10 protein-coding genes and 1 pseudogene are annotated in these 12,527 nt (G+C 55.1%); 10 read left to right on the forward strand and 1 reads right to left on the reverse strand.

Features of this window, described 5'->3' with window-relative positions; all coding sequences use genetic code 11:
* Positions 1-94: 94 nt before the first annotated feature.
* From bla to tnpC, 10 genes and pseudogenes are all read left to right on the forward strand, one after another.
* Positions 95-1,090: a class A beta-lactamase gene (gene bla, locus Pla52nx_RS05945; RefSeq protein WP_146517982.1), complete on the forward strand. Its 996-nt coding sequence runs from the start codon at positions 95-97 to the stop codon at positions 1,088-1,090.
* A 78-nt stretch (positions 1,091-1,168) separates the two neighbouring features.
* Positions 1,169-3,463, forward strand: a complete 2,295-nt coding sequence (locus Pla52nx_RS05950; protein ID WP_342190345.1) for a DUF3299 domain-containing protein — start codon at positions 1,169-1,171, stop codon at positions 3,461-3,463.
* A gap of 720 nt (positions 3,464-4,183) precedes the next feature.
* Positions 4,184-4,351 (forward strand): hypothetical protein, encoded by a 168-nt coding sequence (locus Pla52nx_RS05955; RefSeq protein WP_342190346.1) that lies wholly within the window; start codon positions 4,184-4,186, stop codon positions 4,349-4,351.
* Between the two features lie 43 nt (positions 4,352-4,394).
* Entirely contained in the window at positions 4,395-7,019 is a 2,625-nt protein-coding gene (locus Pla52nx_RS05960; protein WP_146517984.1) for an HsdM family class I SAM-dependent methyltransferase, read from the forward strand.
* Positions 7,016-7,624 carry an HNH endonuclease signature motif containing protein gene (locus Pla52nx_RS05965; RefSeq protein WP_146517985.1) on the forward strand — a complete coding sequence of 203 codons (609 nt, stop codon included), beginning with the start codon at positions 7,016-7,018 and terminating at the stop codon, positions 7,622-7,624. The genes Pla52nx_RS05960 and Pla52nx_RS05965 overlap by 4 nt, the downstream gene beginning before the upstream one ends.
* Before the next feature lie 419 nt (positions 7,625-8,043).
* A pseudogene (gene gltS, locus Pla52nx_RS05970) lies at positions 8,044-9,264 on the forward strand (sodium/glutamate symporter).
* Between the two features lie 15 nt (positions 9,265-9,279).
* Positions 9,280-9,564: a hypothetical protein gene (locus tag Pla52nx_RS05975; RefSeq protein ID WP_146517986.1), complete on the forward strand. Its 285-nt coding sequence runs from the start codon at positions 9,280-9,282 to the stop codon at positions 9,562-9,564.
* Positions 9,565-9,621: 57 nt separating this feature from the next.
* Positions 9,622-9,987, forward strand: coding sequence for an IS66 family insertion sequence element accessory protein TnpA (tnpA, locus tag Pla52nx_RS05980; RefSeq protein ID WP_146517987.1), 366 nt, complete (start codon positions 9,622-9,624; stop codon positions 9,985-9,987).
* Positions 9,984-10,337 (forward strand): IS66 family insertion sequence element accessory protein TnpB, encoded by a 354-nt coding sequence (tnpB, locus tag Pla52nx_RS05985; RefSeq protein ID WP_146517988.1) that lies wholly within the window; start codon positions 9,984-9,986, stop codon positions 10,335-10,337. Before tnpA ends, tnpB begins: the two co-directional genes overlap by 4 nt.
* 120 nt (positions 10,338-10,457) lie before the next feature.
* Positions 10,458-12,299 carry an IS66 family transposase gene (gene tnpC, locus Pla52nx_RS05990; protein WP_146517989.1) on the forward strand — a complete coding sequence of 614 codons (1,842 nt, stop codon included), beginning with the start codon at positions 10,458-10,460 and terminating at the stop codon, positions 12,297-12,299.
* A gap of 78 nt (positions 12,300-12,377) precedes the next feature.
* Here the strand turns inward: tnpC and Pla52nx_RS05995 are convergent, their stop codons facing one another.
* The gene (locus Pla52nx_RS05995; protein ID WP_261344222.1) at positions 12,378-12,509 is read right to left on the reverse strand and encodes a hypothetical protein; all 132 of its coding nucleotides are present in this window, start codon (positions 12,507-12,509) and stop codon (positions 12,378-12,380) included.
* Positions 12,510-12,527 lie beyond the last annotated feature (18 nt).

Raw genomic sequence — 12,527 nt, forward strand, 5'->3', positions numbered from 1 at the left:
TTGCTGCGCTACGCAACTTTTATCAGGCAATAGCACTTGCTGTTGTTAACGCCGTCTTCACTCGAATTAACTTAATAACAATAGGAAAAGAACGATGAAACAAAACATAGCACTATGTGTATTGGTAATGGCCTCGTCGTTACTTGCAGTTCAACCGGCATTAGCTCAAGAAAAAAATATTAAAGATGTTTCTCAGAAGATCGAGAAACTTTCGCAGGGACTGGTTGGCCGCATTGGTGTGGCTGCACAGGAAATTGGCGGCGACCAGGTCATAGCGGTCAATGGGGATGAGACCTTCGCCATGGCCAGCACCTACAAGGTGGCGATCGCCACGACCGTGTTGGATCGCGTGGACAAGGGGGAACTCAGTCTCGATCAACTGGTCGAAGTTCCACCCGACATGTACGTCACCGGCGAAATTGCGCTTGCCGAGACATTCCCGCACCCCGGGATCAAGCTCTCGGTGGCGAACCTGATCGAGGTGATGATCACGGAAAGCGACAACACGGCGACCGACGTCTGCATGGAGCTGGCGGGCGGAGCAGCGGCGGTGACCAAGAACCTGCGCAGGCTCGGGATCACCGATTTCAGGGTCGATCGGACTACCCGCGAGATTCTCATGGATTTCTACGGCTTGTCGGGGGCCACGCCAGAAATTGTCGCTGAGGCCATCAAGAACAACCCGGCGCTGGTGATGGCCCAGGTTGATCCCAATCCAGACTTCGAGGCGGATCCCCGCGACCACGCAACGCCCCTTGCGATGCTGCAACTGCTGCTTGCCATCGACGGTGGTGCGGCAATGAGCGCCGAGAGCAGCGCGTTCCTGCTCGGTGTCATGTCGCGCACGCGCACCGGCGCTGGCCGCATCAAGGGGATGTTGCCGAAAGGAACGCCCGTCGCGCACAAGACTGGAACCGTAGGCGGAATTGCCAACGACGTCGGTTATGTCACGCTCCCCGACGGTCGGCGGTTTGCGATCGCCGTGTTCACGAACAGCAGCGAGACACCCGTGGTGGACCGAGATCGGGCGATTGCGGAAGTTGGTCGGACTCTCTACGACTTTTATTACTTAACGGCAAGAGACAAATGACCTTTGTCATGCCTAACACCGTGTTAAACCGGAATGTGTAATATGCGGCTCTTAGGATTCGTTTTTGTGGTGGCGGCCATGTTGGCCGCTACCAAGGTTTCTGCCGCCCCTGAAGAGATCGAGTTTTCAGACCTTGCGGATCCTTTGGCCGTTGTCTTTGATGATCCCTACAGAGACATGGGGTTCCAACTGCTGAACGAGTTGAAGCTCATTCTGCAGGTGGATGAGAGACTCGCGCAAAACGATTTCCCTGAAGATGAGCGTGCCCGGCTCGAAGCCCGGCGCACCGCGGCGAAGGACATGCTGGAGATCAACGGTTACGACGTCGATGAGCTGATCGCCCAACGCTGGGAGGTTGCCAAGAAGCGGAAGGCCGCACTCATGGCCACGAACCCCGCGCTGGACAAGGTCGAGGTGACGCTGTCGGGCTATCTGATCCCTGCGCCGCAGGCCCCAGATGGCAACTACTACGGCTATCTGGTCTCGCAGGTGGGGATGTGCAGCCATCTTCCGCCGCCTCCGCCGAACGAACTCGTGCGGGTAAAGTTGAAAGAAGATCCGCAGGGCCAGTCTCTCTATGTGCCGGTTCAAGTCTCGGGCCTGCTGCGTGTCGAAGCAAGCGATGCCACCATCTTCATCCTCGATGGAGAGTCGCGGATGTTCAGCGGCTGGACCCTGGATGCCAACACCGTCGAGCAAAGAGAAGATTTGCGCGATGATAGCGCTGTGAATGCGTTCCATCAAACGTTCACCAACGGCATCGACTTGGCGGCCTCCACTGATACTGATACGGCCTCCCCTGATGCAGCCTCCGCTGATACGGTGCAGCCAATCACATGGAGAAATCTCGTCCCGCAAGTTGAGATTGATAACGATCCCTTTCTCGAGTTGACCTCTGATCAGAAACTCGACCTCGTGATAGCCTCCAGAATACGGGAGCTACAGTCGGAGGGCGTGGACATTACGCCAGAGCAAATGGAGAAGCTCACTGGCGCAGTAGAGCGGCTTGAAGCGGACGATATCGATATGGATGGTCTGATCGCTTTGCGCGGAGAGATCGTCGCCCAGCGGACGCACGCGATGGCGGCGGTCAACGGCACCCTGAACGGCAAGCAGGTGCGACTCGCCGGTTATGTCCTGCCACTCGGGACAGGTGGGGAAAAGATCACGGAATTCCTGCTCGTTCCATGGGTAGGTGCCTGCATCCACACGCCTCCGCCGCCTCCGAACCAGATGGTTCACATCTCGGTTCCCGGCGGGATGGAACCGCGAGGGCAATTCTCCCCGGTGTGGATCGAAGGAACGATCGAAGTGAAACCGGCGAGCTACGACCTGTTTCTCGTCGATGGCAGCATGCCGGTGAAAGTCGCCTACACCATGGTGACCGATGTTATCAGCGATTATTCGGCTGCGGAGTCGGACGACCTCGCCAAGGTGGAGATTCCCGAGAGTGCCTTCGAGGGTCACAGCTGGTTACAAATAGCGCAGGCGAAGGTTTCCCTGGTTTTCACCCAGGCCATGAGCGGCCTTCGCGACGATGGCAGCACGAAGGCCTTCTGGTTCGCGATCCTGGTGGCCTTCGGCTACGGTCTCGTGCACACGCTTGGTCCCGGCCATGGCAAGGCGGTAGTGATCTCCTACTTTGTTGGCGATGGAGGCAGCTTGCGCAAAGGCTTAAGGATGGGAGTGTTGATCGCGGTCTTTCATGTCCTGTCCTCGATCATCGTTGTGTTGGTGATGGATTTTGCGGTGAGGCAGGCCACCGGCCAGGCTCCTTCCGACTACCGCGCCATCCGCCTCGGCAGCTACGTCCTGATCATGGCCATCGGAGCCGTGATGTTGCGCAGTGCGATCCAAGCCTCGAGACAATCGCGGAAAAGCGTGGATTCTGAAACGGGTGATCACACCCACGCCGATCATGATCACCATCACGAACATCATGGTAACAGCGACGCCCATGCTCATCACGACTGCCTCGCCTGCTCCGCGCTGGAGAAAAAGAACAAGGGTGCTGGCACGTGGCTCGCTCTCGCGGTGGGAGTCGTTCCCTGCACTGGCGCGCTCTTGGTGCTGCTCTTCGGCGTGGCCAACGACCTCCTCTTTCCTGCCATCCTGATGGTCGCTGCCATCTCCGCGGGAATGGCACTCGCCATGTCCGGCATCGGCGTGCTCGCCATCCTCGGCAGGCGCTTCGCCATCCGCCGGATGAAGGCTGACGATCCTCGGCGGGCTCGCTTCACTTCCGGATTGCGGATTACCGGTGCGGCGTGCGTGCTCCTGATCGGAACCTTACTCTTCGGCCTGACCTACTCCAATGCCAGTCAACTGACAGTCCCAACACCGTCTTCGAGTCTCAGCGCCACTCAGCAATAGGACAGCCCGGCAGCCTTAGTGCAGTCCGGTTAGAGAAGCCACTGCCGCGTCCAAGATGCTCTCGAGCGGGCGTAATAGTTACCGCCGCCGATTCGCTGCACATTCACCCCAAACTAGTCCGGCATCCCAGGGAAACTGCATCGAATTAATTTGGCAAAGGCGCGGAGATCGATGCAACCGCCTCACGATTGAGCGAGCGAACTCGCGTCGCTGTCTAGAAGATCCCATGCCTGCTCCGGCGTCGGCCGCTGGTGCATCGATTCGGGTGCCACTTTCGTAACACATCACGGTTCGTCCTGAGCACGCATTGGCTGCGCCAACTGACTGGACTTGTTCGAAGCCGGCGATCTTTTTTTGATGAACGAGTCGCCATGGACTTAACGCGGCGAAGGACTCATGGAAGCCAGTAATAGCTCGAGTTGTTTCGCAATCCACGCACCTCGGCGCAATCCAAATCGTCAACTGCCTTCGCTATCTGAGCCGACTTTTGGGGTAGAAAGTGCCCTCCCCTTTTGGTAGATTCGCCTGCGAAAGACCAGTTCTGCTCCAATGAGGTGCGATATCGTGACCAAACGTGTCAAACGCTCTAGTTCAATCAATTCTCAACCGAGCTGCCTTCTTCGGCTGTCAAAATCGTTGAAGAGCCGCCTGCAACCGAGTGAGGGTGCTCGTCCGGGGCGTCCATCAGACCCAACCTGGAACCAATATGGGAAATTGCCGATGAGTGACGAAACAGCGAAATTGCTGGGCGATTTGGCAAGTCATCTCAGCTCTGAAGATCGGAAGATCAGTCCGATGCAGGTAGCAGCGCATCTCTTGGAGTTGCAGCTAAGAAAGTATTCGGTGTCAGATGCAAAATCGAATGGCACTGCGAGCAAGTGTGCTTAGCCATGGATTGGGCTAGGCGGTTACTTTACAGGTGTAGTCCGCAATGAAACTTAGCACCGTCAAAACGCAGCTCGTCGCTTGTGGCTATCGTCCTGATTGGTTGCGTCACGACTACCGATTCCGAGATGACCAAACGGTGAAGCCGTTGGTGGGGTTCGCTCAGTTGCCGTTTGATGCACGCAGTTCTTGCATCGCAGTGCTAGAGTCAGAGGGCGATCCAAGACGCGAAGTTGAGCAATGTCGTGCGACTGGGGCTCCGCTGGTTTTTGTCTGCACAGACAATTCGTTGCTCTGGTGGACTCAGGGAGTCGGCAAAGCGCAATTCAAAGAATCCATCAGCGAAGATCGAGTCGAAGAATTTTTCAAGGATCGAAAAGACGACTTCTCACCCAACGCGATCTACCGTGCGAAAACTTGGGGCAGATTCCGTAGCGAATTTCAACTGAGCTTCGTTGACGCCGGATTGATGCCGTTGGTCGAGGAGGAAGTTGGCACTTCACTGGAACGGCTGATTGAACGAAACGTGACGACAACAAAGTCGCGACTCGGGTGGGATGCAATCTCCGAACAGCAAGGCCACTGGCTGCTGAAGTCGGTCTTCTGGCTGGTGTCGGCAAAGATTCTGAGAGACAAAGAGGTACCAAATTTCGAGCAACTCGATTTATTGGATGTCGACGCCGTGTTTGCGGCGCTTGCCGGCCACTATGGGACACCCGCCATACCGATTAGCTCCAAGGCGAAGCATAATGCGATTGCTCTCGTTGCTCAGGACATTGCACGATTCAGCAACCTTGCGATGACAACGACGGAAGCGTTGGCATACGTCTATGAGAATACATTGATCTCCAAGGCAACTCGCGCCGAATTGGGGACGCACAGCACACCGGCGTACTTGGTCGACTACATCGTTGGTCATCTTTCCGATTGGATTCAGGAAATCCCAGAGGAAAACCGCAGCGTGTTCGAGCCTGCGTGCGGCCACGCGGCATTCTTGGTTTCGGCGATGCGATTGCTGACAGAATTGCTTCCCGAAAACAAAGCAACGCCCGGCAGGCGACGGCAGTACCTTCGCAAACGGATTCATGGACTCGACAAAGACGCCTTTGCGTTGGAACTGGCTCGCTTGGCATTGACGCTGACCGATCTGCCGAACCCCGATGGTTGGGATTTGGAAGCGGAAGACATGTTCCTCACAGATGACATCGAGACTCAAGCGAAGTCCAGCACGATCGTCTTGGCGAATCCACCGTTCGAGAATTTTTCGGAGACCGAACTACAGCACTATGCGGCGAGAGGGGCGCCACCGACCGTTCACAACAAAGCTGTCGAGATGTTGCGGCGGACTTTGGCGAACATGCAACCGGGCAGCGTTTTTGGGTTTGTGATGCCGCAGTCGATGCTTCACGGTCGCTTCGCTCGTGACGTGCGGAAGTCGATGCTGGAAGATTTCGAGTTGCGTGAAATTTCGCTTTTCGCCGATAACGTCTTTAGCTTTGCCGACGTTGAATCCGCCGTGCTCATTGGCCGACGAACAGCAAGGGCGAAAGCATCAAGCTCGAAGGTGCTTTTTCAGCGAGTCCGCGAATGGGAAATGGATCGCTTTCGATCAGCCTACGAGTCGTCAAATCCAAAGCATGTGCCGCAGACACGGTTTGTGGAGGACAACGAATGGGATATGAGAGTCCCTGATTTGGAAGAAGTGTGGTCGCATCTGGCAGAGAATGTTGCAATCGCAAAGCTGGCAACAATGGGTAAGGGACTTGAGTACAAAGGGAAGTTTTTGGAGAAAGGGTCGGAGACAATTTCGATCGAGCCATTCGGCCAGTCGGTTCAAGGCTTTGCAAAATTCTCGCCGCCGGATGTTGCATTGCATTCGCTCCCGACGATGTATTTCATGAGTCTCGATGAGCAAGTTATTCGCCGACCTCAAACAGGGACCACCACTTGCACCCCTCAGCTACTTGTAAACTACGCACCTGTATCTCGAGGTCCATGGCGACTCAAAGCACTTCTCGATGAGAAAGGCCATCCGGTTACAAGTCGTTTTATCACGGTGCGATCAGAGAAGCTGTCACTGCAAGCCGTATGGGCAATTCTCAATTCGCCAATCGCGAACGCCTTTGCATTCTCCTACCTTGGTAAGCGCGACAACATCGTTGGCGTTATGCGAAAGATACCGATGCCATCGACATCTGACTTTGCCGCGGTGCACGCGGCGGTCGATCGGTATTTTGACGCAGCACGAAGTGACGAATCGGCTAAAATCACGCAGCAACTTCTGGCGGAGGTCGATGCTGCTGTCCTGCGCCAATACAACCTGCCCATCGATCTCGAATACCAGCTTCTTTCACTCTTCGATGGTTGGGATCGACTGGGTGTGCCATTCAAGCAATCCGTCCTGCTTCCCAAATCGCTTGCTGGCAAAGTTCGCTTCAGCGACTTCGTGCGTTATGAAAAAGACTGGCGGAAAACGAATCGACGTCGTGGCCATTTGATCGACAAGAAGATCGACGAAACGATCACCAAAGACGAACGGATGGAACTGGAAGGACTTCAAGCGTACGCCGAGTATTACTTGGATCGCGAGACGCCGTTACCAATGGGCGAATTGGAAAAGGCCGAAAATCTTCTGTTGGCGAGTGCCGCGAATAAAGGTGACGAACGTTGATTCAAGGCTTTGATTATCCCACGGAGCCACACGTAAGACGACATGGCCCCGCGGGCTACACCAACTACGAAAGCTACCGGCCATGGCTGCGCGATGAGTTTCTATTCCGCTGCGTCTATTGCCTGAATCGTGAGAAATGGTGCTCCGACGCTATCGCTTTCAATATCGACCACTTTTTGCCTGTTTCGGTCTCGCCTGATCTGAGTTGCGAGTACACGAACTTGCTGTACGCATGTGCTCGTTGCAATCTAGCGAAATCGGACATTGTTGGCATTGCTGATCCTTGCCAAGTTGCGTACGGCGACTGTCTGGTGATTAGGAGAACGGGAGTGATCCAGCCGCTTAACAAGCACGGCATCAAAATTGCCGATTCACTGGCGTTGAACATGGAGTCCCGAGTTGATGCACGATATCGATGGATTCGGCTTCTCGAAGATTTGCGTGCCTCGATGCCTGATCACTACCGTGAGTACGTGGGGTTCCCAACACTTCTTGACGATCTGCGGCCACCTCGACTCCGTCCGCCATTCAACAGTATCCCCGATAGCGTGAACGATTGCTTTTTTGTGCAGCGGGAAGAAAATCGAATTGCTTCGACCTACTAATTGCCTTGATCCGAACAATCAAGAGTCAGGGATTCGTCCAAGTCACTCAGCGGGTCGCTTGGCAACAGTTTGCCCGAGCCGCGGGAAGTACACTGAAGAATGCCATAAAACTCGTCGGCCTGAAATTGCTCATGCACAAGGCATGATGCCTATCCATCGAAGCCCGACGTGTGCGTAATGCGGGAGTGTCCTCAGCGCGATAATGAGTGTTGGCGGAACTCGGCGAGTTTGCACCGGTGGCCGACTCCGTGGCGTTGATTCTGATCGGCATCACGACGGCGTCGTCTGGGGCGTCAGCATGTCCAATTGTGGCGTACCGTGTTTGGAGGAGAATAGACGTCGCTGGTCGTCTAGTCACGTCCTTTTTCACCGGGATGCAAGAATGGTCACGTCTGCACGCTTCTGCTGAGGAATAGTGAATGAATGAGATTGTCGTCAAAGGTTCGGACATCATTATCCTGGCAATCTTGGTTCTCGCGGTTGGGAATGGGATCACGCAGAAGTTTTCGTTGCTTCGCAAGTTCAGCATTCCCATTGCCGTGACGGGAGGACTTCTGTGTGGCATCGCCGTTGCATTGATCGCAACCTTCGGCGGCCCGAAGATTGTGTTTGACCTGATCATCCGCGATACGCTGTTGATGGTGTTCTTTACGACGATCGGAATATCAGCCAAGTTTTCGCGTCTGGCAGCCGGCGGCAAATCTTTGGGGCTGCTCGTCCTCTGTGCCGCCATCTTTCTTGTCGTTTAGGACGCAACGGGCGTGCTGCTTGCCAAGGCATTTGGCGTTCATCCGGGATACGGACTTTTTGCCGGGAGCGTTTCGCTGGCGGGCGGCCACGGAACAGCGATCGCCTGGGGGAACGACGCCGAGGCCGCAGGACTGCAGGATGCTGCGTTGGTCGGCATCGCGTTTGCCACTTTCGGTTTGATCGCCGGCGGAGTCGTTGGTGGACCTGTCGCGGAGATGTTGATCCGCCGACACAAGCTCTCCCCAACTGGCGAAGCGAACATCACAACCAGCGATTCGTCCGAGCAAAAAGAAGAGTCAGGGTATTCACTGCACAGGGCACTGAGCCTGATGCTGGTGATTGCGATTTGTCTCTCCGTCGGCGAAGTCATTAATCGTTGGCTTTTTGCCAATGATATCAAGCTTCCCGGCTTTCTGACCGCCATGTTGATCGGGATTGCCATCACCAACTTGGCGGACAAGGCCAAGCGGTCGCTGCCTGCCGGCGATTACGATAAAGTCGGCGAAATCGCGCTGCAGTTGTTCCTGGCGATGAGCTTGATGAGCATGGATCTTTCCTCCCTGGCCGGTGCGTTGGGCACGATCTTTGTGGTGCTCTGTATTCAGATACTTGTCCTGACGCTTTTCGCGGTGTTCATCATTTTTCGCGTGATGGGTGGCGACTATGATGCGGCCGTGATCGTGGGTGGATTCTGTGGGCTAGGAATGGGTGCTACTCCCGTTGCCATTGCCAACATGACTGCGATCACTGGCAAATACGGTCCTTCTTTCAAGGCATTCCTAATCGTGCCCCTCGTCGGCGCGTTCTTTATCGACCTGCTCAACGCCGTAGTGATCAAGTTCTTCATCGGGCTTCCGCTACTTCAGCAAGCACCGCTAACAGGGGCCTGAGTCGAGTGCCGCGTCTTGCGAAGCAATCTCGGTTTCGATGACTTGGATGTCACCGGTCAGGTGGAGCTGAGCGATATACCGGTGGACTACTCCGAGAACGACCGCATAATGAACGTTGAACTACCGCGATTGAGTGCGGCCCTTGGGCGCCGTGATGTTCGCCACGATGGAGATCTGCAACCCGATCAATCGAGAACGGCACTGAGAGATTTGATGCACACGGATACAATGAACCAATCAATGAATAATGACGAGGAGCATGCTGCCGGACCACACGGCGAATGTAAGCGTCCACCGTAACCATTATTGACGGGCGAGTTAGGTTGGCGGGTTTCGTTCCACTTAATGGAGGAAACCATGACTCGCTCTCCAGATCCTGAACTGCGCCGATGGTGGCAGCAGTTACTTGATGCCTTTGACCCTGATCGGTCCACTGTCTCGCAGTTTTGTCGCGACAATCGGATCTCCATCACTTCCTTCTACAAGTGGCGGAAGCGACTGCAGCAATCGAACCGACGACCCGGCAATGAGAACAAACGCTTGATTCCCGTGCGGATTGTCGATCACCAAGAACTACTCAGCCAGTGCGCCGCACGCATTCACTTTTCCGATGACTCCCAGATGGAGATCATGGGCTCCCATGCCTTTCTTGTGCCCCAGATCGCTGCCGTGCTTGCCAACGCTCAATGCAGGCAAGCCCTGACAGATGAGGCAACATCATGATCGGCCTCCCGCAAGGCACCAAAGTCCTCTTTTTCACCGCGCCCACGGACATGAGGAAAAGCCACTGTGGGCTCTCAGGTCTCATCCGCAATGAACTCGGTGGCGATCCCGCTGACGGAACACTCTTCTTGTTCCTTAACCGCAGACGTGATCGACTCAAAGCCCTTTATTGGGACCGAGACGGACTGGCTCTTTGGTACAAACGTTTGGAACAGGGAACCTACGAAAGGTTCCGAACCACCGAAGACTCCAAAGCCATTGAGATCGACGCAACCGACTTGGCGATGTTGCTCAGTGGAGTTTCGATTCAGTCAGCCAAGAGAAGAAAACGCTTCAGCCGGGCTGCTTGATCAAAGTCGCATCAAGCCAACTGAACCACTCAAGAGCAAGCCGTAAAAAGCTTGCTCTTTTTTTGCCAAAATCTGAAAAGCGCTATTGCGCATCTGCGCTTTTTGCGTAACTTTTCAGACATGCCAAATGCAAATGAAATCCGACGAGAAAACCAACGACTCAAGCGAGAACTGTCTCGCCGAGAGGCGCTCCTTGCACAACGTGAAAGCAAGTTCGAGCAGCAGCTCAGCACGCGAGAAAAAGAGCTCACCGAGCAATTTGATCAGCGGGTCCGCGAGCTCACCGAGCAGTTCCAGAATCGCATGAACGAAGTCAATCGACTTCACGAAGAAGAGATCGAACAACTCAAGCTGGAACAGAAGCTTCTCATCGAACGTGTCTTTGCGCACAAGAGCGAGCGTTACATCGACAACCCCAATCAGTTGCTGTTGGAGTTGACCAGCGATGACAAGGAATTCAACTTGCAAGTGCAAGATGCCGTCGAAGGACTTCAAATTGCTGCGGACGAAGTCAACGACACGCCGCCCCGACCGCCCAGAAAGAAGATCAAAAAGCAGGGCGATGGCAAGTTCCCCGAGCACATGGTCAAGGACATCATTGACGTTGACTTGAGTGAAGAAGAAAAAGAGGGTCTCAAGCACATCGGCTACGATCCGGTTCACAAACTGCACATGAAACGGCCCGAGTTCTGGGTCGTGGAAACGCGGTACCACAAGTATGTGGATCCGAGCAAGGAAAAGCCGGGCGTTCAGAGCCCTCCACGAGAAGAAAAGCAGGGCTTTGTCAAAGGCGACCACTACGACAGTAGCGTCGTCGCCGAAATCATCACCAATCGATTCGGCTACCATCAACCGTTCTACCGACTGCAAGATCTCTTTGGGGTCAGCGGCTGGGTTCCTTCGCGAAGCACGCTTTCCAATCTACAGTCTTCGGCGGCAAACCTGATCAAACCGTTTTTTGATTACTTGCTCGTGTGCGTGCTGCAAGACTCTGTGATCGGGACGGACGACACCGGGGTAAAACTGTTGCTTCCCAAGGTGGTCCCCGGCATCGACCCCAATGATCCTAAGAGCGGACGTGCCCACGAGGTGATCAGCGAAGCGATCCGCCAAGGCAAACGGCACGTCAATGCCAAGATGTGGGCGTACCGTGGTGTGACGGTTCCGATCAACTTGTTCGACTTCACGGTCAGCCGTCACCGCGACGGCCCCGACCTGTTCTTTATCGATTCAGGTTTCAAGGGGACGTTACTTGGAGATTGTTACGGAGCAAACACAGGCATCGAAATGCGTTCGCGGGGTGAAGTGGTTCACGCGGCATGCAATGCGCATGCGCGTCGAGGGTTCAAGGAAGCACTGCGGACACACGAAGCGCACGGAAGATTCTTCCTGGGGTGTTATCAAGAACTGTACGACATAGAAGACCGCGGCGCGGTAATGGATGCTGATGCGCGACTGGAGCTTCGGCAATCAGAATCATGCGCGGTGTGGAATCGGATGCGCGACTACATCGCAACGAAGACCCTGGATCTATTGCCCAAGGACAAGATGCAATCGGCGATCAACTACGTCACCAACCAGTGGGAAGCATTGACGCGTTACATGAGCGATCCGCTGATCCCATTTGACAACAACGAGAGCGAGCAACTGATGCGTCAGGTGGCGTTGGGCCGTAAGAACTGGTTGTTCGTGGGCAGCGTCAAGAGCGGATGCGAGATGACTTGGTTGATGTCGCTGGTCAGCAGTGCGATTCGAAATCACTTGCACGTGTCGGTCTACGTGAAAGATGTGTTGGATTCCCTGCTTGCGGGCTCGACAGACTACGAGCGTCTTCGCCCGGACGTCTGGGGAGAGCAAAACCCGGAGCATCGTCGTGAATACCGCACAGCGGAGCGGGAGGCCAAAATGAAACGCAAACGCGAACAACGCGCCATCCGCCGCCTACTCAGGCAAAACACCTGACGCGAGATCCCAGCGACTTGTCAGATGGTTCGAGTGGACGCTTACAGCCATATTCCGGACGTAGCGACACAGACTTCGCTAGAGTTCCCGACCCTCGTCGGTGCCTCCAAACCCGAGCAAGCCATGGAGAGTCGATTCGATGAAAGGCTGCTCGTCGACCGAGACTTGATGATCGATTGCACGATCGGGTCGTCGATCGACATCGCTCACGACAGTGGCTCAACAAGT

Source organism: Stieleria varia (assembly GCF_038443385.1).
GTDB lineage: Bacteria > Planctomycetota > Planctomycetia > Pirellulales > Pirellulaceae > Stieleria > Stieleria varia.

Excerpts from the sequence above, each read along its gene's own strand:
- bla (WP_146517982.1), top strand. The coding sequence starts at position 95 with ATGAAACAAAACATAGCACTATGTGTATTGGTAATGGCCTCGTCGTTA.
- Pla52nx_RS05950 (WP_342190345.1), top strand. The coding sequence starts at position 1,169 with ATGTTGGCCGCTACCAAGGTTTCTGCCGCCCCTGAAGAGATCGAGTTT.
- Pla52nx_RS05955 (WP_342190346.1), top strand. The coding sequence starts at position 4,184 with ATGAGTGACGAAACAGCGAAATTGCTGGGCGATTTGGCAAGTCATCTC.
- Pla52nx_RS05960 (WP_146517984.1), top strand. The coding sequence starts at position 4,395 with ATGAAACTTAGCACCGTCAAAACGCAGCTCGTCGCTTGTGGCTATCGT.
- tnpA (WP_146517987.1), top strand. The coding sequence starts at position 9,622 with ATGACTCGCTCTCCAGATCCTGAACTGCGCCGATGGTGGCAGCAGTTA.
- tnpB (WP_146517988.1), top strand. The coding sequence starts at position 9,984 with ATGATCGGCCTCCCGCAAGGCACCAAAGTCCTCTTTTTCACCGCGCCC.
- tnpC (WP_146517989.1), top strand. The coding sequence starts at position 10,458 with ATGCCAAATGCAAATGAAATCCGACGAGAAAACCAACGACTCAAGCGA.